This window comes from Pseudomonas fluorescens, assembly GCF_019212185.1.
GTDB lineage: Bacteria > Pseudomonadota > Gammaproteobacteria > Pseudomonadales > Pseudomonadaceae > Aquipseudomonas.
Genome location: NZ_CP078138.1, coordinates 268827 through 290000, shown reverse-complemented (window position 1 = coordinate 290000; position 21174 = coordinate 268827). Strand labels below are relative to the sequence as shown.

Here is a 21174-nt window from a genome sequence, read left to right as displayed (position 1 = left end):
CAGAGTTAGCCGGTGCTTATTCTGTCGGTAACGTCAAAATTGCAGAGTATTAATCTACAACCCTTCCTCCCAACTTAAAGTGCTTTACAATCCGAAGACCTTCTTCACACACGCGGCATGGCTGGATCAGGCTTTCGCCCATTGTCCAATATTCCCCACTGCTGCCTCCCGTAGGAGTCTGGACCGTGTCTCAGTTCCAGTGTGACTGATCATCCTCTCAGACCAGTTACGGATCGTCGCCTTGGTGAGCCATTACCTCACCAACTAGCTAATCCGACCTAGGCTCATCTGATAGCGCAAGGCCCGAAGGTCCCCTGCTTTCTCCCGTAGGACGTATGCGGTATTAGCGTCCGTTTCCGAACGTTATCCCCCACTACCAGGCAGATTCCTAGGCATTACTCACCCGTCCGCCGCTCTCAAGAGAAGCAAGCTTCTCTCTACCGCTCGACTTGCATGTGTTAGGCCTGCCGCCAGCGTTCAATCTGAGCCATGATCAAACTCTTCAGTTCAAACATCTTTGGGTTTTTAAGAAACCCTAAACTTGGCTCAGCAATCGTTGGTTACATCTTTGATTTCTCGCGGAGTAACTTGTGATGCTGATAATCTTGTTGACTATCAGTCTGACTGCACAAGCACCCACACGAATTGCTTGATTCAGTTGTTAAAGAGCGGTTGGTTAAGATCTTTCGTCTCAACCGAGGCGCGCATTCTACAGCAGCCTCATTTGCTGTCAAGTGATTATTTTCAGAAGTTTTCAAGGAATCCTTAACAACTTCAACCACTTGCGCTTTCGATCTCTCGTCAGCGGGAGGCGAATTCTACAGCGTTACACGCTGCTGTCAACACCTCTTTTTCAACTTCCTTCGCGCTTCGATGACCTGAAACACTGACTGCCGAAAACTTCGTAACTCATTGTTTACCAAGGAGTTTTCCGTTTCGACTGCGCCGGAAGTGGGGCGAATTATAGACAGATAAAAACTCGCGTCAACCACTAATTTTGCTTTTCGATCAATGAGTTGCGCAAAGCCCAAAAAACGATGCCGTTCCTTCTATTCAAGCAAGGAACGGCAACGCTTCTATATAGAGAAGCCGTTTAAAGCACACCGGACTCTTTAAAGGCCGCCACCGCGTCCGCATTCATTCCCAACACCCGCTGCAAGACCTCCAGCGTGTGCTCCCCCAGAAGAGGTGGCGCATGACGGTACTCCACGGGCGTCTGCGACAGCCGGATAGGGCTGGCCACCTGCGGAACCAAACCGGCCAACGCATGGGGCAGCTCGATCGCCAACCCGCGCGCCTGCACCTGGGGATCGGCAAACACCTGGGAAAGATCATTGATCGGCCCACAAGGCACGCCCGCTTGTTCCAACTCGGACACCCACTGCGCGGTGGTCTTGAACACTGTCGCCTGACGAATCAACGGGATCAGCACCGCACGATTCGCTACACGCTGGGTGTTGGTGGCAAACCTCGGATCATCCGCCCACTGTGGCTGACCGGCCACCTGGGCAAACTTGCGAAACTGCCCGTCGTTACCCACGGTGAGGATAAAGTCGCCATCTGCTGTCGGGAAATCCTGGTACGGCACTATATTAGGATGGGCGTTGCCCAGTCGCTTGGGAGCCACGCCTGTGGTCAGATAGTTCATGGCCTGGTTAGCCAGGCAAGCGACTTGCACATCCAGCAATGCCATGTCGATGTGCTGGCCACCACCGTCGTGATCGCGATGCGCCAGCGCCGCCAGGATCGCCACCGTCGAATACAGCCCGGTCAAGATATCCGTCAGCGCCACGCCGACCTTCACCGGCCCTGCACCTTCATCACCCTCGGGGCGACCGGTCAGGCTCATCAAGCCGCCCAGCCCCTGGATCATGAAGTCATAGCCCGCGCGCTTGGCGTAGGGCCCGGTTTGACCAAAGCCGGTGATCGAGCAGTAAATCAAGTCAGGATTGATCGCCTTCAGCGACTCGTAATCCAACCCATAAGCCGCCAGACCACCGACCTTGAAGTTTTCAATGAGGATGTCTGACTTGGCCGCCAACTCGCGCACCAGCTTCTGACCTTCGGCTCGGGTGAAGTCGATGGTCACCGATTGTTTGTTGCGATTGGCCGAGAGGTAATAAGCCGCCTCACTGGTGTTCTCGCCGTAAGCATCTTTAAGGAAGGGCGGACCCCAGGCGCGCGTGTCATCGCCGTTGCCCGGACGCTCGACCTTGATGACCTCAGCCCCCAGGTCCGCGAGGATCTGGCCGGCCCATGGCCCGGCCAGTACCCGCGATAAATCCAGTACCCGCAAATGCGATAACGCACCCATGGTCCGCCCTCCTATTAATAGAACGCCTGGAGACCGGTTTGCGCACGACCAAGGATCAGCGCGTGAACGTCATGGGTGCCTTCGTAGGTATTCACCACCTCAAGGTTGACCAGGTGACGCGCCACACCGAACTCGTCGGAAATGCCGTTGCCGCCGAGCATGTCGCGAGCCATGCGTACGATGTCCAAGGACTTGCCGCAAGAATTGCGCTTCATCATCGACGTGATTTCAACCGCAGCCGTGCCTTCATCCTTCATCCGCCCCAGACGCAGACAGCCTTGGAGCGCCAGAGTGATCTCGGTCTGCATGTCCGCCAGTTTCTTCTGGATCAACTGGGTGGCTGCCAATGGGCGACCGAACTGCTGACGATCCAGGGTGTACTGACGAGCGGTGTGCCAGCAGAACTCGGCCGCGCCCAGTGCGCCCCAGGAAATGCCATAGCGCGCCGAGTTGAGGCAGGTGAACGGACCTTTGAGGCCACGGACATCCGGGAAGATGTTTTCTTCTGGAACAAACACGTTGTCCATCACGATCTCGCCGGTGATCGACGCACGCAGACCAACCTTGCCGTGGATCGCCGGAGCGCTCAGACCTTTCCAGCCTTTTTCCAGCACGAAGCCGCGGATATCGCCCGCATCATCTTTACCCCAGACCACAAACACGTCGGCGATCGGGCTGTTGGTGATCCACATCTTGCTGCCGGTCAGGCTGTAGCCGCCTTCCACTTTGCGTGCACGAGTGATCATCGAACCAGGGTCGGAACCATGGTTAGGCTCAGTCAGACCGAAGCAACCAATCCACTCACCCGAGGCCAGTTTCGGCAGGTACTTCTGCTTTTGCGCTTCGGTACCGAACTCATTGATCGGCACCATCACCAGTGAGGACTGCACACTCATCATCGAACGGTAGCCGGAATCGACGCGCTCAACCTCACGGGCGATCAGGCCGTAGCACACGTAGTTCAGCCCGCTGCCGCCGTACTGCTCAGGGATAGTCGCGCCCAGCAGGCCGATTTCACCCATTTCACGGAAGATCGCCGGGTCGGTCTTTTCATGGCGGAAAGCTTCGAGGATGCGTGGTGCCAGTTTGTCCTGCGCAAACTGCGCAGCGCTGTCGCGCACCATGCGCTCTTCTTCAGTGAGCTGTTGATCCAGCAGCAGGGGATCGATCCAGTTGAAGCTAGCTTTACCGGCCATGAGCCTGTCCTCGCGAAGGTGGTCAAATATCGTGGAATGATCCTAGGCGCCGTACAGGGATTGAGCAAACGAGGATTTCGCATGCTGTTGTGCTAATTTCTCACTCCGTAATAGGTGCAAGCCCTAAACAGACAACTTATTAGTGAGGTTGCCGTACATGCGCCGCAAAATTCCCAGCACTGCCGCGCTGATCAGCTTCGAAGCGGCGGCGCGCCACGAGAGCTTCACCAAAGCCGCTCATGAGCTTTCCCTCACCCAAGGCGCCATCTGCCGACAAATTGCCGGGCTGGAGGAGTTCCTCAGCGTCGAACTGTTCCGACGCTCACGGCGCGGCGTGAAGCTCACTGAAGCCGGTCTTTCCTACAGCCGGCGCGTCGCCACCCAGCTGGACGCAGTCGAGCGGGATACCTTGTCAGTCATGGGCCAGCAAGGCGCCAACACCATTGAACTGGCGGTAGTCCCGACCTTTGGCACCCAATGGCTGCTGCCCCGACTCAAGGATTTCCAGCAGCAACACCCGGAAGTGACGGTCAACCTGACCAACCGCACCCGCCCCTTCCTGTTCGCCGACACTGAGTTCGACGCCGCGATCTACTTTGGCGATGCTGATTGGCCAGGCACCGAATCCCACCGTCTGATGGGGGAGAATCCGATGCCAGTCTGCAGTCCGGCACTGCTGGACAACCACGCACACCTGTGCGCCGAACGGATTGCCGAACTGCCACTGTTGCAACAGACCACACGTCCCTATGCATGGCGCCAATGGTTCAATGCCCAGCAACTGAATATCCCCCGCGACATGACAGGACCACGCTACGAGCTATTCTCCATGCTCGCCCAAGCGGCCATGCACGACATGGGAATCGCACTGATCCCACCGTTCCTGATTCAACGCGAGTTGGCCGAGCAAAGACTGGTGATTGCCAACCCGCAGGCACTGTCGAGTATCAAGGCGTATTACCTGATGATTCCTGACCGAAAGGTTGAATCCGCCTCTTTACGCGCCTTTCGGGACTGGTTGATCCACCAGGCGCACAGCTACAACATAGATAGAATGGGCCTTTCGCAGTAATTTGACCCCGTAGTCAATAAAATTTAAGCCCTACAGATATAACTTTATGTCGCATTTCCACAGACTGTACTCAAAACGGCACAATCGTCCCACAGACTGCCAACCACGTGGCTTTCAGACGCCCAGGCGAAGCAATGGCGCATCATTCATATAGCCGATGCGTAAATTACTATTTTCTCCCGACAATCCCCACAAGCCACGGGCTAGACGGAACTTTAACGGTGGGTTGCGACATTCGGTCACGGGGTGACTTGTAGTTAATTTTCCGTCACCCGTCATAATCCCTTGAAGGCCACTTAGTTCGCCTGCAAAATGCCGCGCCCCGCCTTGAATACAGCGGGGTCGTGCTGATCGGCCGCCCCAGTCGCACCCTCCGCAGTGCGCTGGCCTTCTAAGAAAGATCGAAAGCAATAAGATCAAGCAGGAGATTTGACGTGCACATTGGTGTTCCTCTCGAGACCCAGACCGGTGAAACGCGGGTTGCTGCAACCCCGGAAACCATCAAGAAGCTGATCGGCCAGGGTCATAAAGTCACTGTGCAAACCGGCGCCGGCATCAATGCCAGCGTTGTCGACAGTGCTTATGAAGCGGCAGGTGCAGTGATTGGCAGCGCCAACGATGCATTTGGTGCAGAGCTGATCCTCAAGGTTGTCGCCCCCAGCGATAGCGAACTGAGCCTGATCAAAAGCGGCACCGTGCTGGTTGGCATGCTCAACCCGTTCAGCAATGAAACCATTGCCAAGCTGGCCGAGGCCGGTATCACCGCCTTTTCCCTGGAAGCCGCGCCGCGCACCTCCCGTGCGCAAAGCCTTGATGTGCTTTCCTCGCAAGCCAACATTGCCGGCTATAAAGCCGTACTGCTGGCAGCTCACCACTATCCGCGCTTCATGCCGATGCTGATGACCGCTGCGGGCACCGTCAAAGCGGCTCGCGTGCTGATTCTCGGCGCCGGCGTCGCGGGTCTGCAGGCCATCGCCACGGCCAAGCGCCTGGGTGCGGTGATCGAAGCGTCCGACGTGCGTCCGGCGGTGAAGGAACAGATCGAATCCCTGGGCGCCAAGTTCGTCGACGTGCCTTACGAAACCGATGAAGAGCGTGAGTGCGCGGTCGGTGTCGGTGGTTATGCACGCCCAATGCCCGCCAGTTGGATGCAGCGTCAGGCCCAGGCGGTGCACGAGCGCGCCAAGCAAGCCGACATCGTCATCACCACTGCGCTGATTCCCGGCCGCAAGGCACCGGTGTTGCTGAGCGCGGAAACCGTTGCGCAAATGAAGCCTGGCTCGGTAGTCATAGACCTGGCTGCTGCGCAAGGCGGCAACTGCCCGCTGACCGTCGCCGATCAGGTGATCGTGGCCCACGGCGTGACCATTTGTGGTCCGACCAACCTGGCCGCCCAGGTCGGTGCAGACGCTTCGGCGCTGTATGCGCGCAACCTGCTGGACTTCCTGAAACTGGTTTTCACCAAGGAAGGCCAGTTCGAGATCAACCTCGAAGACGACATCGTCGCCGCGTGCCTGATGTGCCGCGACGGCCAAGTCATCCGCAAAAACGCCTAAGCAGGGATTCAGACGATGGAAGAGCTTATCTCCCCCGGTATCTACAACCTGATCATCTTCGTGCTGGCGATTTATGTCGGTTACCACGTGGTCTGGAACGTTACACCCGCCTTGCACACGCCGTTGATGGCCGTTACCAACGCCATTTCTGCAATCGTGATTGTCGGCGCCATGCTGGCCGCCGCCCTGACCGTGACCCCGCTGGGCAAAACCATGGGCACCCTGGCTGTCGCACTGGCGGCAGTGAACGTCTTTGGTGGCTTCCTGGTCACCCGACGCATGCTTGAGATGTTCAAGAAAAAAGCCCCGAAAGCCGTAAAAGAAGAGGCGCCGAAGTAATGAGCATGAACCTCGTAACGACGCTCTACTTGATCGCGTCGATCTGCTTCATCCAGGCCCTCAAAGGCCTGTCGCACCCCACCACCTCGCGACGCGGCAACCTGTTCGGCATGCTCGGCATGGCGCTGGCGATCCTCACAACTGTGGGCCTCATCTATAAGCTGGGCGCAGAGCTTGCCACCGCTGGTATCGGTTATGTCATTGTCGGGCTGTTGGTCGGCGGCACTGCTGGTTCGATCATGGCCAAGCGCGTTGAAATGACCAAGATGCCGGAACTGGTCGCGTTCATGCACAGCATGATCGGCCTGGCCGCCGTGTTCATTGCGATTGCCGCCGTGGTCGAGCCGCAGTCCCTGGGCATCGTCAAGCAACTGGGCGACGCGATTCCGGCCGGTAACCGCCTGGAACTGTTCCTCGGTGCCGCCATCGGTGCGATTACCTTCTCCGGCTCGGTGATCGCGTTCGGCAAACTCTCGGGCAAGTACAAGTTCCGCCTGTTCCAGGGCGCACCGGTACAGTTCAGCGGCCAACACAAGGTCAACCTGATCCTGGGCTTGGCGACACTGGGCCTGGGCATCATGTTCATGCTGACCGGCAACCTCGGCGCCTTCGCGCTGATGCTGGCCCTGGCGTTCGTGCTGGGCGTGCTGATCATCATCCCGATTGGCGGTGCCGACATGCCGGTGGTGGTGTCGATGCTCAACAGTTACTCGGGCTGGGCGGCGGCCGGTATCGGTTTCTCGCTGAACAACTCGATGCTGATCATCGCAGGTTCGCTGGTGGGTTCGTCCGGTGCGATCCTCTCGTACATCATGTGCAAGGCGATGAACCGTTCGTTCTTCAACGTTCTGCTCGGCGGCTTCGGCAACAGTGCCGACGCTGGCGGTCCAGCCGGCTCGCAAGAAGCTCGTCCGGTGAAATCCGGCTCGGCTGACGACGCGACCTTCCTGCTGACCAACGCCGACACCGTGATCATCGTTCCGGGCTACGGCCTGGCAGTGGCACGGGCACAGCACGCGCTCAAGGAACTGACCGAAAAGCTGACGCACCGCGGCGTGACCGTGAAATACGCGATCCACCCGGTTGCAGGCCGGATGCCTGGCCACATGAACGTATTGCTGGCCGAGGCCGAAGTGCCGTACGACCAGGTGTTCGAGATGGAAGACATCAACTCCGAGTTCGGCCAGGCCGACGTGGTACTGGTGCTGGGCGCCAACGACGTGGTCAACCCGGCGGCGAAGAACGATCCCAAGTCGCCGATCGCCGGCATGCCGATTCTCGAGGCCTTCAAGGCCAAGACCATTATCGTCAACAAGCGCTCGATGGCCAGCGGCTATGCCGGTCTGGACAACGAACTGTTCTACCTCGACAAAACCATGATGGTCTTCGGCGACGCGAAGAAAGTCATCGAGGACATGGTCAAGGCTGTCGAATAAAACATTGCTCCAGCGCAATACCCAAAACCCCGGCCTGCAATAGGCTGGGGTTTTTTATTACTCCATGAAACCCGACCAAAGGCTCTAAATCGGCGGTCGGCATTCGACCATGGTAGCGGGACGAATTTTTGCGAAATCTCTAGACTGCGCATCTTGCTTCCGTTGCCCGAGATAACAACCATGTACCGTGACCGTATTCGCTTGCCTTCGTTGTTGGATAAGGTGATGAGCGCCGCCGATGCCGCCGCTCTGATTGAGGACGGCATGACCGTCGGCATGAGCGGCTTTACCCGCGCCGGCGAGGCCAAGGCCGTGCCCCATGCGCTGGCAGAGCGCGCCAAGGTCACGCCGCTGAAGATCAGCCTGATGACCGGCGCCAGCCTGGGCAACGACCTCGACAAACAGCTGACCGAAGCGGGCGTGCTGGCTCGTCGCATGCCGTTCCAGGTCGACAGCACCCTGCGCAAGGCAATCAATGCCGGCGAGGTAATGTTCATCGACCAGCACCTGTCGGAAACCGTGGAGCAGTTGCGCAACAAGCAGCTCAAGCTGCCGGACATTGCGGTGATCGAGGCCGTGGCCATCACCGAACAAGGCCACATCGTACCCACCACGTCGGTCGGCAACTCCGCCAGCTTCGCGATTTTCGCCAAGCAGGTGATCGTCGAGATCAACCTGGCGCACAACCCGAATCTGGAAGGCCTGCACGACATCTATATCCCGACCTACCGGCCGACCCGCACGCCGATCCCGCTGACCCAGGTCGACGACCGCATCGGCAGCACTGCAATCCCGATCCCGGCGGACAAGATTGTCGCCATCGTCGTCACCAACCAGTCGGACTCGCCATCCACGGTGCTGCCGCCGGACAGCGAAACCCAGGCCATTGCCGATCACCTGATCGACTTCTTCAAGCAAGAAGTGGACGCCGGGCGCATGACTGACAAACTCGGCCCACTGCAGGCCGGCATTGGCAGCATCGCTAACTCGGTGATGTGCGGCTTGATCGACTCGCCGTTCCACGACCTGACCATGTACTCCGAGGTCCTGCAGGATTCGACCTTCGACCTGATCGACGCCGGCAAACTGAGCTTTGCTTCCGGCAGCTCAATCACCTTGTCGGAGCGCCGCAACGCCGATGTGTTCGGCAACCTGGAGCGCTACAAGGACAAGCTGGTGCTGCGCCCGCAGGAAATCTCCAACCACCCGGAAGTGGTGCGTCGCCTGGGCATCATCGGCATCAACACCGCGCTGGAGTTCGACCTGTACGGCAACGTCAACTCGACGCACGTGTGCGGCACGCGAATGATGAACGGCATTGGCGGCTCGGGCGATTTTGCCCGCAACGCGCACCTGGCAATCTTCGTCACCAAGTCGATTGCCAAGGGCGGGGCGATATCCAGCGTGGTGCCGATGGTCAGCCACGTTGACCACACCGAGCACGACGTCGACATCCTCGTCACCGAGATCGGCCTCGCCGACCTGCGCGGCCTGGCGCCACGCGAACGTGCCCGGGCAGTGATCGACAACTGTGTGCACCCGGACTATCGCCAGGCACTCAACGATTACTTCGAGAAGGCCTGCGCACTGGGCGGGCACACTCCGCACATCCTGCGTGATGCCCTGAGTTGGCACATGAACCTGGAAGAAACCGGGCGCATGCTGGCGGTGTAATTGATACAGATGGCGGCTGACGCAAACAGTTTTTCGTCAGCCCGCCATTCCCTCGCTCGATCCTGACAAAAACTGTACTGCTGTACCGGTCTTTTCCTACCGTATTTCCCTACCTTCCGATGCTAAATCAACGAAAACGCACTAAGTTAGTGCGCACAGGTACAGTTGCCTCAATTTTGACCAGCACAGCACCCTTTAACAGTTAACTGGTCTCTCACAATACAGGTGAACTGTATCTACAGAGACTGGCCAAACGAGAGGATCATGGGCACCAGTTAAACCACTACCTAATCCCGCCACAAGCGGAAGGATGTCAACCATGGAACGTACACTCAGTTCCGAGCTGTTCTTCGAAGACAAAGCTGCAAAATCCCAGGCTTCCATGCCTCTTCGCGTTCTCGCCAACCTGATGCTGTGGCAGCGCCGCATCTCCAGCCGCCATCAACTGGCTCGCCTGGATTCGCGTCTGCTGGCTGACGCAGGGATTAGCGAAGCACAACGCTTCGAAGAGCTGAGCAAGCCGTTCTGGCGCTAACTTAGCGTCGCTGGCTCTGACCCCCTGGGTCCACCGCCAGCACTTTGAATTGCACACACAAGACCCGTCGCGGGAAACCGCGACGGGTCTTGTCGTTTCAGGGTCAGGAAAACACAGATACAGAAGCGGATACTCGCGACAGGTACAGTTTAATAAATCAACAGACTGAACCAGTACAATTCAGCGCAGGTGTCACTGATACATAAATTGCGAATCGCTCACCATGATCTCCCAAGGCTGCTCTTCCAGCCTTATCGCGAGGATCAGATCATGGACCGTTCACTGGATACTCCTCTGCCACGCCGCCCACGGCTCGCTGCATGGCGCTTGGTCCGCAGACTGTTCGCTGCCTGGGGCAGGAGCCTGGAGAGGGCGCGGACCCGACGCTTGTTGGCCCAACTCAACGAGCAGCAACTGTCCGATATAGGCATCAGCCACTGCGAACGCATGGCCGAACTGGAGCGCTCGTTTTGGCAGTAAGTGGCGCAACTAAACAGCACAAGACTGTTCTAACGCCTTACCAAGGGCCTACTATCATCGATATCAAGTGGCGACTGCTGCGTGGCTGACGTCTGAGCTTTCAGGCGCGACCTATTTTGCGGTGATCGCTTGGCGTGCTCGGCGCCATATTTTTTTCATAAACAGGAGTTACCCCATGTCCCGTCTTCGTCTGCTCAGCGCTGCAGCCCTGCTGGCCGTGGCTGCCAATGCGCACGCTACCAGCTTCATTGTGACCACTGATGCGATCGTCGGCGCGCTGAAAGCCACGTCCGACGCCACCTCCGATGTCACCTCTTCGTTCCGTGACGACAAAATCGTCCGCGCAGCGCGTGATGATGCGGCCAGCTTCGTGGCCAGCGAAGGTGAAATCCGTGGCGTGCGTCTGGAAAGTGCCCTGGAGCACATCCGCAAGCAGGTTCCACAGTTGAGCGCGACCGACGCGCAGCTGGCTCAGGCAATCCTGACCATCTGATTGCCGCGTAAAAACGCGGCAGTCCGCTGCCGCGCCTTGCAATGCTTGGCTCTGGCACAGGCATTGCGCTAGCCTTGGGTCTCGCTTCCAACTGTCGAGTCCCATGGGTTTTCTTTCAAAAGCACTTTACGTCCCCGCCACACTGTTCGCCTGCTGGTTCAACCCGGCGCATGCCATGGACCTGACCACGCAGAACCTGGTCATCAGCGCCTATGCCACAAGCATGGTGACCGCCGCGCCCTTCGACCATAAACTGCTGCTCTCCGCGCACGATGATGCCGCCGCGTTTGTTGCCAGCAACGGCCGATTACGAGGCGCACGCCTGGAGTCTGCCCTGAATCACCTGCGGCATGCCCCGGCGAAACTTCATGCAAGTGACCTTGAACTGGCGCAAGCAATTCTCGTCCAATAGTTATTCCCTGTTATTCCGGAGTCGTTCCATGCGTAGCCCGCTGATTGCTGCCACCCTAGGCCTGCTGTTGTTGGCCGACGTGGCCCAGGCCCACACCCTGGTAGCCACCAGTAACATCATTATCCGTGCCTCCCAGCGCACCCTGGATTTCACCTCGGACACCACCACGTCCATCCGTGACTCGAAAGTCGTGCGCGATGCCCAGGACGATGCCGCCAGCTTTGTTGCCAGCAATGGCGATATCCGTGGCGCGCACCTGGAAGCGGCCTTTGAAACCTTGCGCACCCGCGTGCCGGAAGCCCGCGATGCCAGTGACCAGGTACTCGCCGAAGCCATCCTCGCACTGTGAGGCCGGTCGTCGCCTGGCTGCTGGCCACCTTCGTCCTGCTGTTCGGCACCACGGCGCACGCCGGCCTGCAACTGCAGCTCAAGCGCGAGGGCCTGAGCCCAGCCGAACAACAGGCCAGCAAGGCCTTGCTGGATGAAGCGCTGCAGGCATTGCCGCCGCGCTTCATCGAGCAACTGGACCGGCGTATCGATGTCGGCTGGACCGACAAGATGCCGGCCAATGCCTACGGTCAGGCATCCCTGGTGTCCGAGCTCGACCTCAATCGCAAGCTGCTCGCCAGCCTGACCGACGGCAGCGCCGCGAGCAAAAAGACCAATCGCCCCCATGGCACGGTGCGCCGGGAACTGCTCGCCACCGTCCTTCACGAACTCACCCATATTTATGACCGTGCGCGCCTGTGGTCCGATTCCGAACGCCTGCTGATCCAGCGCTGCACCCGCCGCAACAACAGCGCCGGCCTGATCGGCATGCCTGATCAATGCCGCGGCCAGAACGACCGTCGCTTCACCCTGAGCGATGACCCGCGCCTGCTCGACCTGGCCGGCTGGCAGCAGTACGTCGGCCGCCGCGGCGAGCGCGAACAGCACAACCGGCAGATCGCCCGCAGCCCGGACCTCTACGAGACCAGCAGTCCCAAGGAGTTTGTCGCGGTCAACATGGAGTACTTCCTCCTCGACCCGAGCTACGCTTGTCGCCGTCCGGCACTGTACCGCTACTACCAGACGCACTTCGGCTGGGCGCCGGCGGCAAAAAATACCTGCGCCACTTCGTTCGCCTTCTTGAACGCCGGCAATGACTTTGCCAAACAGCCCCTGGGCAAGGTCGATCCGGAGCGGGTCTACGCCATCGACTATCTGCTGGCCGAAGCCAATCAGAACCTGGTCAGCCGTTGGGGCCACAGCATGTTGCGCCTGGTGATCTGCGCGCCCGGCCGCCCACGCGGACCGGATTGCCGGCTCGACCTCGAATACTCGCTGGTGCTGTCCTACCGCGCCTTTGTCGGCGACGTACAGCTGTCGAGCTGGGGCGGCCTGGTGGGCAAGTACCCGTCGCGCCTGTTTATCCTGCCGCTGTCCCAGGTCATCGACGAATACACCAAGACCGAACTGCGCAGCCTGGCATCGGTGCCACTGAACCTGTCACGCAGTGAAATCAACGAAACGGTCGAGCACGCGGCGGAAATGCACTGGAGCTACGACGGCAATTACTTCTTCCTGTCCAATAACTGCGCAGTGGAGAACCTCAAACTGCTACGCAGCGGCAGCAACAACTCGCAGTTGGTCGGACTCGATAGCATCATGCCCAACGGTTTGCTCGAAGTGCTCAAAGGCAGAGGCCTGGCGGACACCAGCGTACTCGATGACCCGAAGGAAGCCTTACGCCTGGGTTATCGCTTCGACTCGTTCCGCGACCGCTATCAAGCGATGTTCGAGGTCTTGAAAAAGCACCTGCCGATCAAACAGGACAACGTCGAGGACTGGCTCAGCAGCAGCGCCGCCGAACGGCGCAAATGGTTTGACCAGGCCGATCTGCGCACCAGCGCCGCCTTGCTGCTGCTGGAACAGGCGAGCTTCCGCCAACAGTTGTTGTTGGCCCAGAACGAAGTGAAAGAGCGCTACCTGAACGCCCGTGAGCTGGAAAACGGTGGCATGGACCGCGCCAATCAGACCTTGCAGCAGATCCTGCTCAACAGCGGCTTCCTCAGTCGTCCGGCGGAATTGCTCGATCGAGGCGGGTATGGCTTGCCCCAGGCCAATGAGTGGCAACGCCTGGAGGCGGAAAGCAGCAGTCGACAGAAGACTCTGTTGGCCTTGACCGGAGAACTGGACAAAGAGGCTCGGGCCCTGCTGGAACCGGAGCGCGCAGCAGAGATCGCGGCCAACGAAGCCAATGTCAAGCAGTTGGGCGAACACCTGCGTGCGCTGCACAAGGCCGCCGGTGGATTGGAATTGCCCTGACTCGCCAGACTAGAGGGTTTCTTCCCGCTCCTCGGGCAAGTGTTCATCCAGATGCAGCCATGGCAGCCGGCTATCGGTCCAGATATGCCGGTCTGCGGGCGCCAGTTTGGGGTGATCGAGGGTGGCGATGGTCACGTCGATACTTTCCGGGCTCAGGTGGGTGATCAGCGTCAGATGCGCACCGCAATCCGCGCAGAAATAACGCGCGCAACTGGGCGAAGAGTCGTAGCGCGCCGGAGTCCCCGCCAGCCATCGGAAGCTTGAATGGGGCAGGGTGATCCAGGTGGTCACCAAACCACCGCTGACCCGCCGACAGATCGAGCAATGACAATGGGCAATGTCGCGCAACGGCCCGCTGATTTCATAACGCAGCCGACCACAATGGCAGCCACCCTCATGCACTGGGTTCATTCCCGCTCTCCCTCGACCATCGACTTCGTTCTACTTTAGGCCCGTAAGATTTACCTGAACACCTCGTCAGACATTTCTACATGCGAAAGCTGGTTGAAAGGTTTGCCGACTAGGATCGCCCTCACTGCCGGCAATAGACCGGTTGGCCAACGCGACTTTTAAACAGTTCGCCCGGCCCAATTAACAACAACAATGGTGATCCTGATGTCCGCTCATACCCGCCTGTACGCCCCGACTCCCTTCGTACGCCTCGTGCTTCCCGTTCTGCGCTGACCCGATCCGGTCCGCCATTCCCTAGACGCGCTACGCCTGGAGTATTCCCATGCTGACTTTCCTTGGCTTTGCCATGGTCATCACGTTCATGTACCTGATCATGACCAAGCGCCTGTCCGCGCTGATCGCCCTGATCATCGTGCCGATCCTGTTTGCCCTGTTCGGTGGTTTCGCGCCGAAAATCGGCCCGATGATGCTCGAAGGCATCACCAAGCTGGCCCCGACCGGGGTGATGCTGATGTTCGCCATCCTCTATTTCGCCTTGATGATCGACTCCGGCCTGTTCGACCCGGCCGTGCGCAAGATCCTCAAGCTGGTCAAGGGTGACCCGCTCAAAGTGTCGGTCGGTACTGCCGTGCTGGCGCTTGTGGTTTCCCTGGACGGTGACGGCGCCACCACCTACATGATCTGCGTCGCCGCCATGCTGCCGCTGTACAGCCGCATCGGCATGAGCCCGCGGATCATGGCCGGTCTGATCATCCTCGCCGGCGGCGTGATGAACATGACCCCATGGGGTGGCCCGACCGCACGGGCCGCCAGCGCTCTGCATGTCGATCCTTCTGACATCTTCGTACCGATGATCCCGGCGATGTTGGCCGGTGTCGTGGCGATCCTGGCAATTGCCTACATGTACGGTAAACGTGAGCGCGCACGCCTGGGCGAACTGCACCTGGCAGGCGATGAAATCGACCACAGCGAAATCAGCGTTTCGCAGTTCCCGGATGCCCGTCGTCCGAAGCTGATCTGGTTCAACGGTGCCCTGACCCTGGGCCTGATGTGTGCCCTGATCGCTGGCCTGCTGCCATTGCCGGTGCTGTTCATGGTTGCGTTCAGTATCGCGATGATCGTCAACTACCCGTGCCTGCAGCAGCAGAAAGACCGCGTCGCGGCCCATGCCGGGAGCGTATTGGCGGTGGTCGGGCTGATCTTCGCTGCCGGTATTTTCACCGGCATCCTGACCGGCACCGGTATGGTTGACGCCATGTCCAAAAGCCTGCTGGCGGTCATCCCGGACTTCCTCGGGCCGTACCTGGCGGTGATCACTGCCCTGGTGAGCATGCCGTTCACTTTCTTCATGTCCAACGACGCATTTTATTACGGCGTGTTACCGGTTCTCGCCGAAGCCGCCAGTCACTACGGCATCACTGCCGTGGAAATGGCCCGTGCTTCGATCGTCGGGCAACCCGTTCACCTGCTCAGCCCGCTGGTGCCGTCGACCTACCTGCTGGTGGCGTTGGCCGGGATCGAGTTCGGCGATCACCAGCGCTTCACCCTCAAGTGGGCAGTTCTGGTTTGCCTGTGCATAATGTTCGCAGCGTTGCTGATGGGGATTTTTCCGCTGTTCAGCACTCTATAAGAGCATCAACTCACCACGCCGCCAGCTAGACTTCGAGGCTTGAAGCGGCTGGCGTCGCGGTTTAACACATCCACAAAGGAATACACATGGAATGGCTGACCAACCCGGAAATCTGGGTTGCCTTCTTCACACTGACGGCTCTGGAAATTGTTCTGGGCATCGACAACATCATCATGATCTCGATCCTGGTCAGCCGCATGCCCAAGCACATGCAGGCGCGCACACGGATCTTCGGTCTGGCGCTGGCGATGGTCACCCGCATCCTGTTGCTGCTGTCGATCACCTGGGTCATGCAACTGACCGCCGATCTGTTCGAGCTGTTCGGCCAGGGCATTTCCGGGCGTGACCTGATCCTGTTCTTCGGTGGTCTGTTCCTGCTGTGGAAAAGCTCCCAGGAGATGTACCACGCGCTGGAAGGTGAAGACGAAACCTCTGACGAGCCTAGCGGCAAAGGCGGTAACTTCCTCTACACCATCATCCAGATCGCGATCATCGACATTGTGTTCTCCCTGGATTCGGTGATTACCGCGGTAGGCATGGTTTCCCACGTGCCGGTAATGGTCGCGGCAATCGTCGTCGCCGTCCTGGTGATGATGCTGGCGGCCGGTACCATCAGCGAGTTCATCGACAAACACCCGTCTCTGAAAATGCTCGCACTGTCGTTCCTGCTGGTGGTCGGTACGGTGTTGATCGCCGAATCGTTCGAAGTGCACATTCCAAAAGGCTACGTGTACTTCGCCATGGCCTTCTCGCTGGCGGTGGAAGCGATCAACATCAAGTTGCGCACTGCCATCGCGAAAAAGAGGAAGCAGCAGGATCCTGTGAAACTGCGCAAGGACATCCCGGGTCAGTAATTGAAGCCGGTTGTCATGGAGAGGGGCCTTCGCAGGCCCCTTTTTCACGCCTGCATGAAGCTGTTTTCATGACAGTTTTGTTTCAATGCACTCTTTAGCTATGCGATGCTGGCGTCCAGACCGTAAGCCAACTACAGCTTAAGTACAGAATGTAGAAAAAACGCGCGGTACTGCTGACTTGTCCCTTTGGGACGCTATTCAACCAGGGGGCCTGTCATGCTGACCCTGCTCAATTTGTTATCCGCCGTGGCCTTGCTGATCTGGGGCACGCACATCGTCCGAACCGGCATCCTGCGGGTCTACGGCTCTAACCTGCGCCATGTCATTGGGCGCAACATGTCCAAGCGCTGGCTGGCCTTTATCGCCGGGATCCTGGTGACCGCCATGGTCCAGAGCAGCAATGCCACAGCCATGCTGGTGACCTCGTTTGTCGGCCAAGGCCTGATGGCGTTGACCCCGGCCCTGGCGACCATGCTCGGGGCCGACGTCGGGACCGCGCTGATGGCGCGGGTGCTGACCCTCGACCTGTCGTGGCTGTCGCCGTTGCTGATTTTCGTCGGCGTGATCCTGTTCCTTTCACGCAAACAAACCCGGGTCGGCCAAATGGGCCGGGTGGCGATTGGTCTGGGGCTGATCATCCTGGCACTGCAGTTGATTGTCGAAGCCGCGGCGCCCATCACCCATGCCCAGGGCGTCAAAGTCATCTTTGCCTCGCTGACCGGCGACATCCTCCTCGATGCGCTGATCGGCGCGCTGTTCGCGATGATTTCCTACTCCAGCCTGGCCGCCGTCCTGCTGACCGCAACCCTGGCCGGTGCCGGGGTGATCAGCCTTCCAGTGGCCATCGGCCTGGTGATCGGCGCCAACATTGGCAGCGGGGTGCTGGCCTTTCTCAGCACTAGCATGCAGAACGCCGCTGGCCGCCAGGTGGCGCTGGGCAGCCTGCTGTACAAGCTGATCGGCCTGCTCTTGATCATCCCGGTACTCGACCCGCTGGTGCACTGGATGGACAGCCTCGACTACAGCGCCCAGGGTCTGGTGATCGGCTTCCATTTGCTCTACAACACCGCGCGCTGCCTGGTGCTGTTGCCTACCGTCAGCCCGATGGCGCGACTGTGCGCCTGGCTGCTACCGGAGCGTCCGGAAGCCAATGGCCTGGCCAAGCCCCGGCACCTGGACCCTACGGCCCTGGCCACGCCGAGCCTGGCCATGGCCAATGCCGCGCGCGAGACTCTGCGCATGGGCGACCTGCTCGATAACATGCTCGAAGCCATGCTCGACGTGTTGCGCGGCAAGCAAACCGCCGTGACCCAGGAAATGCGCCGTCTCAGTGATGACATCGAAGGGCTGTACAGCGCGATCAAGCTGTATCTGGCGCAGATGCCCCGAGAAGACTTGAGCGAGCAGGACAGCCGACGCTGGGCGGAAATCATCGAACTGGCGATCAATTTGAAGCTTGCCTCGGACCTGATCGAACGCATGCTGCGCAAGGTCCAACAGCAAAAGACTTCACAGCGCCGTTCGTTTTCCGACATAGGACTGGAAGAGCTCACCGGCTTGCACCATCAACTGATCGCCAATCTGCGTCTGGGGCTGTCAGTGTTTCTCAGCGCCGACAAGGAAAGTGCCCGGCAACTGCTGCGCGAGAAGCGCCGCTTCCGTGCGCAGGAAAGACGCCTGGCCCATGCCCATGTGAGCCGCCTGCAACGCAAAATCGTGCAAAGCCTGGAAACCAGCTCGCTGCACCTGGAGCTGATCGCCGATATGAAACGCTTGAACTCTCTATTCTGCAGCAGCGCCTACGCGGTCCTGGAAACCTCGGAAACCGGAGCACTGGCCGTCGATGACTTGGCCGACATCACCCATTCACCCTGAACGTCTAGTGTTGCCGGTAGTCATTTGCAAAACCTGGGGAAAACTCTTCGCCCCGCAACTACCCGCCAGGAAAGTCGTTATGCGTTGTCTGTTGTTTGCATGCCTGCTGTTTGGGTCCAGCTTTACCTGGGCATTGGACCGCTTGCAGGTCGAAGGTTATGTGCTGCGCAATGGCCTGCAAATCCTGCTCAAACCCAGCAGCGAGCGTGGGCACGTGGCAATTCGCCTGGTGGTCGGCGTCGGGCTCGACGACTTTTCCTGTACCGAAAAGGAATTGCCGCATCTGTTGGAGCACGTGCTGTTCAGCGGCATCGACGCGGGCGGTGAGGGCGGGCTCGAGGAGCGCATGCAAGGCCTGGGTGGCGAGTGGAATGCCTACACCAGTAACGCCGACACCACTTTTGTGATTGAGGCTCCAGCGAAAAACCAGCGCAAGGTACTCGATCTGCTGCTGGCCCTGCTGACCCAGACTCGAATTGATGACCATGCCGTCCAGGCCGCCAAACAGGTGGTCGAGCGTGAAGATGGCGGGCACGCCTCGCATTTGCAGCGCTGGCTCGATCGCCAGGACCTGAGCCACAACGCAAGCAATCAACTGGCGATGGAGTTGGGGCTCAAGTGCAGGGAACGACCCGATGTCCAGCCGCTGACCCGCGAACAGCTTGAGGACGTGCGCCAGCAGTGGTACGCCCCCAATAACATGACGCTGATTATCGTCGGTGATCTCGACCGCCTGCTGCCGGCCTACCTGGAGCGCACCTATGGCCGGCTCAAACCGGTCGATCCCCGCCAGCACCCAGACTTGCCCCAACTGCAACAGCCCGCCGAAGCCGAGCGTAATCTTATCCATGGCTGGCTTGGCGACTCGGCCAAATTGCATTGGCTGTTTCCCGAGCCGGTCCTCGACGACCAATACGACGAGACCTTTTCCCTACTCAAGGACTACCTGGACTGGGCGCTGTACCGCCAATTACGCCTGGCACACGGACTGTCCTATGGACCTTCGGCCGAGCGCGAAGTCTTCGGCGGCGTAGGTTTCATGAGTTTGAATGCCGATCTGGAGCGCGACAACCTGGCGCAAGCGCAGCAAGTGCTGGAAGCATTCAAGGAAGACCTGCTGAAAAACGGTCTTGATCCGGTGGCCTTCGAGCGCCTCAAACAGGCCGCCATCGCCCGCCAGGCCTGGGCTGTGCAGGGCAATAGCGCCCTGGCCGATTATTACTGGAGTGCCCTGGCCGACTATGACGACGGGCGCTTTGCCGACCCGGTTCGACGCCTGCGTGCGGTGACGCTCAAGCAAGCTAACCTGGCCCTGAAACAGTTACTCGAACAACCCGGTTACCTGCGCATCGAAAAGCCGCTGCTCAGTTACGACCAACTGGTCTGGATCCTGGGAGCGGCTGTTGCGCTGATGTTCCTCGGCCTGCTGGGCTGGCACCTTCATCATCGGCATCGATAACGTCTGGTTTCTCGCTACATGGGTATCCCGGCGGTATCCTGTGAGGGTTTTCCTACAACCACTGTGAACTGTCCCATGCCGAATTTGACCCTCTACGTACAGCGCATCCTCGAACTGATGAAGCGCTACCCGGGAGTCATTGCGCTCGGCGGTTTCATCTCGGGGGTTGGCAGCTTCATCCTGGTCGACCGCCAACAAGGCCTGGCGACCTGGATTGCGATCATCATGCTGGTCAGCTGGGTCTGGCTGATGCTGGAGAACAGTCTGACCCAGCTGTTCGCCAAGGTCTTCAAGCGCGAAATCCCCCAGCCGTTGCTGCGCTATGCGACGCAGATGATCCATCAGGAAAGCCTGTTTTTCGTCCTGCCATTCTTTTTCATCACCACTACCTGGAACAGCGGACAGCTGGTATTTACAGGGCTGCTGGGCGCTGCGGCGCTGATCTCCATCACCGATCCGCTCTACTACAAGTGGCTGGCGCCGCGGCGCTGGCTGTTCCTGGCCATGCATACGCTGACGCTGTTCGCCGCCTTGCTCACGGCGCTGCCGATCATCCTCCACCTGACCACCGCGCAGAGTTTCAAGCTGGCCCTGGGCATCGCCATGCTGTTGTCCTTCCCCAGCCTGGCCTCGATCTTTCCGATACGTACCTTGCGCGGCGGCCTGAGCGTGCTGTGCATCACCGTCGCCATCGGCGCCACTGGCTGGTTCATGCGCTCCTGGGTGCCACCGGCCACCCTGTGGATGACTGAAGTGGCGATCAGCACGCAATTGCAAGACCGCACGCCCGGCGACAGCCTGGATGAAGTCAACGTCGGCCAACTACGCGGCGATGGCCTGTATGCCTACACCGCCATCAATGCGCCGCGCGGCCTGGACGAGCGGATTTATCACGTGTGGACGTTCAACGGTAAGGAAGTCGACCGCATTGCCCTGGATATTCACGGCGGTCGCAAGGAAGGCTACCGTGCCTGGACTCACAAGAAGAACTTCCCGCCCAACCCGGCCGGTAAATGGCAGGTGCGGGTCCTGACCGAAGATGGTCAGGTGATTGGCGTGCTGCGCTTCGTGGTCAGCGACACAGGTCAAGACAACCCACCGGCGAACCAGGCAAAGTAACAAGGATCGTGC

At 59.3% G+C, this 21174-nt stretch carries 19 protein-coding genes and 1 rRNA gene (1 of these 20 cut by a window edge); 16 read left to right on the top strand and 4 right to left on the bottom strand.

Going from position 1 to position 21174, the window contains the following annotated elements:
- From KW062_RS01380 to KW062_RS01370, 3 genes are all read right to left on the bottom strand, one after another.
- Nucleotides 1–509: ribosomal RNA gene (locus KW062_RS01380) — 16S ribosomal RNA — on the bottom strand; it reaches 1028 nt to the left of the window's first position.
- A gap of 584 nt (nt 510–1093) precedes the next feature.
- Nucleotides 1094–2314 carry a CaiB/BaiF CoA transferase family protein gene (locus tag KW062_RS01375; RefSeq protein ID WP_105753486.1) on the bottom strand — a complete coding sequence of 407 codons (1221 nt, stop codon included), beginning with the start codon at nt 2312–2314 and terminating at the stop codon, nt 1094–1096.
- A 14-nt stretch (nt 2315–2328) separates the two neighbouring features.
- Nucleotides 2329–3510 (bottom strand): acyl-CoA dehydrogenase, encoded by a 1182-nt coding sequence (locus KW062_RS01370; protein ID WP_105753487.1) that lies wholly within the window; start codon nt 3508–3510, stop codon nt 2329–2331.
- Between the two features lie 157 nt (nt 3511–3667).
- Here KW062_RS01370 and KW062_RS01365 point away from each other — a divergent pair, with 157 nt between their 5' ends.
- The 11 genes from KW062_RS01365 (at nt 3668) to KW062_RS01315 (ending at nt 13814) form a co-directional block, all read left to right on the top strand.
- On the top strand, nt 3668–4582 hold the full coding sequence (locus tag KW062_RS01365; RefSeq protein ID WP_105753488.1) for a LysR family transcriptional regulator: 915 nt from the start codon (nt 3668–3670) through the stop codon (nt 4580–4582).
- A gap of 434 nt (nt 4583–5016) precedes the next feature.
- On the top strand, nt 5017–6138 hold the full coding sequence (locus KW062_RS01360) for a Re/Si-specific NAD(P)(+) transhydrogenase subunit alpha (protein WP_027616570.1): 1122 nt from the start codon (nt 5017–5019) through the stop codon (nt 6136–6138).
- Nucleotides 6139–6153: 15 nt separating this feature from the next.
- Nucleotides 6154–6477, top strand: coding sequence for an NAD(P) transhydrogenase subunit alpha (locus tag KW062_RS01355; RefSeq protein WP_003187010.1), 324 nt, complete (start codon nt 6154–6156; stop codon nt 6475–6477).
- On the top strand, nt 6477–7913 hold the full coding sequence (locus KW062_RS01350; RefSeq protein ID WP_027616571.1) for an NAD(P)(+) transhydrogenase (Re/Si-specific) subunit beta: 1437 nt from the start codon (nt 6477–6479) through the stop codon (nt 7911–7913). The genes KW062_RS01355 and KW062_RS01350 overlap by 1 nt, the downstream gene beginning before the upstream one ends.
- Before the next feature lie 180 nt (nt 7914–8093).
- Complete coding sequence (locus tag KW062_RS01345) at nt 8094–9587, top strand: acetyl-CoA hydrolase/transferase family protein (protein ID WP_027616572.1); 1494 nt, start codon at nt 8094–8096, stop codon at nt 9585–9587.
- A gap of 319 nt (nt 9588–9906) precedes the next feature.
- Complete coding sequence (locus tag KW062_RS01340) at nt 9907–10122, top strand: DUF1127 domain-containing protein (protein ID WP_027616573.1); 216 nt, start codon at nt 9907–9909, stop codon at nt 10120–10122.
- Between the two features lie 270 nt (nt 10123–10392).
- The gene (locus KW062_RS01335) at nt 10393–10602 is read left to right on the top strand and encodes a DUF1127 domain-containing protein (protein WP_027616574.1); all 210 of its coding nucleotides are present in this window, start codon (nt 10393–10395) and stop codon (nt 10600–10602) included.
- 175 nt (nt 10603–10777) lie between these two features.
- Nucleotides 10778–11095, top strand: a complete 318-nt coding sequence (locus tag KW062_RS01330) for a DUF2388 domain-containing protein (RefSeq protein WP_027616575.1) — start codon at nt 10778–10780, stop codon at nt 11093–11095.
- 103 nt (nt 11096–11198) lie between these two features.
- Nucleotides 11199–11507, top strand: coding sequence for a DUF2388 domain-containing protein (locus KW062_RS01325; RefSeq protein ID WP_105753489.1), 309 nt, complete (start codon nt 11199–11201; stop codon nt 11505–11507).
- A gap of 28 nt (nt 11508–11535) precedes the next feature.
- Nucleotides 11536–11856, top strand: a complete 321-nt coding sequence (locus tag KW062_RS01320) for a DUF2388 domain-containing protein (protein WP_027616577.1) — start codon at nt 11536–11538, stop codon at nt 11854–11856.
- Nucleotides 11853–13814, top strand: coding sequence for a DUF7844 domain-containing protein (locus KW062_RS01315; RefSeq protein ID WP_105753490.1), 1962 nt, complete (start codon nt 11853–11855; stop codon nt 13812–13814). Before KW062_RS01320 ends, KW062_RS01315 begins: the two co-directional genes overlap by 4 nt.
- 9 nt (nt 13815–13823) lie before the next feature.
- On the opposite strand, the gene KW062_RS01310 is transcribed toward KW062_RS01315, so the two are convergent.
- Nucleotides 13824–14225: a GFA family protein gene (locus KW062_RS01310; protein ID WP_105753491.1), complete on the bottom strand. Its 402-nt coding sequence runs from the start codon at nt 14223–14225 to the stop codon at nt 13824–13826.
- A 322-nt stretch (nt 14226–14547) separates the two neighbouring features.
- Between KW062_RS01310 and KW062_RS01305 the strand changes: the two genes are divergently transcribed.
- The 5 genes from KW062_RS01305 (at nt 14548) to KW062_RS01285 (ending at nt 21162) form a co-directional block, all read left to right on the top strand.
- On the top strand, nt 14548–15855 hold the full coding sequence (locus tag KW062_RS01305) for a CitMHS family transporter (RefSeq protein WP_027616580.1): 1308 nt from the start codon (nt 14548–14550) through the stop codon (nt 15853–15855).
- 86 nt (nt 15856–15941) lie between these two features.
- The gene (locus KW062_RS01300; RefSeq protein ID WP_027616581.1) at nt 15942–16709 is read left to right on the top strand and encodes a TerC family protein; all 768 of its coding nucleotides are present in this window, start codon (nt 15942–15944) and stop codon (nt 16707–16709) included.
- A 216-nt stretch (nt 16710–16925) separates the two neighbouring features.
- Nucleotides 16926–18584: a Na/Pi cotransporter family protein gene (locus KW062_RS01295; protein WP_027616582.1), complete on the top strand. Its 1659-nt coding sequence runs from the start codon at nt 16926–16928 to the stop codon at nt 18582–18584.
- A gap of 79 nt (nt 18585–18663) precedes the next feature.
- Nucleotides 18664–20043, top strand: coding sequence for a M16 family metallopeptidase (locus KW062_RS01290; RefSeq protein ID WP_027616583.1), 1380 nt, complete (start codon nt 18664–18666; stop codon nt 20041–20043).
- Between the two features lie 75 nt (nt 20044–20118).
- Complete coding sequence (locus KW062_RS01285; RefSeq protein WP_105753492.1) at nt 20119–21162, top strand: DUF5924 family protein; 1044 nt, start codon at nt 20119–20121, stop codon at nt 21160–21162.
- The last annotated feature ends 12 nt before the right edge of the window (nt 21163–21174 follow it).

Coding starts and splice junctions, on each gene's coding strand:
- KW062_RS01375 (WP_105753486.1), bottom strand. CDS start 2,314: ATGGGTGCGTTATCGCATTTGCGGGTACTGGATTTATCGCGGGTACTG.
- KW062_RS01370 (WP_105753487.1), bottom strand. CDS start 3,510: ATGGCCGGTAAAGCTAGCTTCAACTGGATCGATCCCCTGCTGCTGGAT.
- KW062_RS01365 (WP_105753488.1), top strand. CDS start 3,668: ATGCGCCGCAAAATTCCCAGCACTGCCGCGCTGATCAGCTTCGAAGCG.
- KW062_RS01355 (WP_003187010.1), top strand. CDS start 6,154: ATGGAAGAGCTTATCTCCCCCGGTATCTACAACCTGATCATCTTCGTG.
- KW062_RS01350 (WP_027616571.1), top strand. CDS start 6,477: ATGAGCATGAACCTCGTAACGACGCTCTACTTGATCGCGTCGATCTGC.
- KW062_RS01345 (WP_027616572.1), top strand. CDS start 8,094: ATGTACCGTGACCGTATTCGCTTGCCTTCGTTGTTGGATAAGGTGATG.
- KW062_RS01340 (WP_027616573.1), top strand. CDS start 9,907: ATGGAACGTACACTCAGTTCCGAGCTGTTCTTCGAAGACAAAGCTGCA.
- KW062_RS01335 (WP_027616574.1), top strand. CDS start 10,393: ATGGACCGTTCACTGGATACTCCTCTGCCACGCCGCCCACGGCTCGCT.
- KW062_RS01330 (WP_027616575.1), top strand. CDS start 10,778: ATGTCCCGTCTTCGTCTGCTCAGCGCTGCAGCCCTGCTGGCCGTGGCT.
- KW062_RS01325 (WP_105753489.1), top strand. CDS start 11,199: ATGGGTTTTCTTTCAAAAGCACTTTACGTCCCCGCCACACTGTTCGCC.
- KW062_RS01320 (WP_027616577.1), top strand. CDS start 11,536: ATGCGTAGCCCGCTGATTGCTGCCACCCTAGGCCTGCTGTTGTTGGCC.
- KW062_RS01310 (WP_105753491.1), bottom strand. CDS start 14,225: ATGAACCCAGTGCATGAGGGTGGCTGCCATTGTGGTCGGCTGCGTTAT.
- KW062_RS01305 (WP_027616580.1), top strand. CDS start 14,548: ATGCTGACTTTCCTTGGCTTTGCCATGGTCATCACGTTCATGTACCTG.
- KW062_RS01300 (WP_027616581.1), top strand. CDS start 15,942: ATGGAATGGCTGACCAACCCGGAAATCTGGGTTGCCTTCTTCACACTG.
- KW062_RS01295 (WP_027616582.1), top strand. CDS start 16,926: ATGCTGACCCTGCTCAATTTGTTATCCGCCGTGGCCTTGCTGATCTGG.
- KW062_RS01290 (WP_027616583.1), top strand. CDS start 18,664: ATGCGTTGTCTGTTGTTTGCATGCCTGCTGTTTGGGTCCAGCTTTACC.
- KW062_RS01285 (WP_105753492.1), top strand. CDS start 20,119: ATGCCGAATTTGACCCTCTACGTACAGCGCATCCTCGAACTGATGAAG.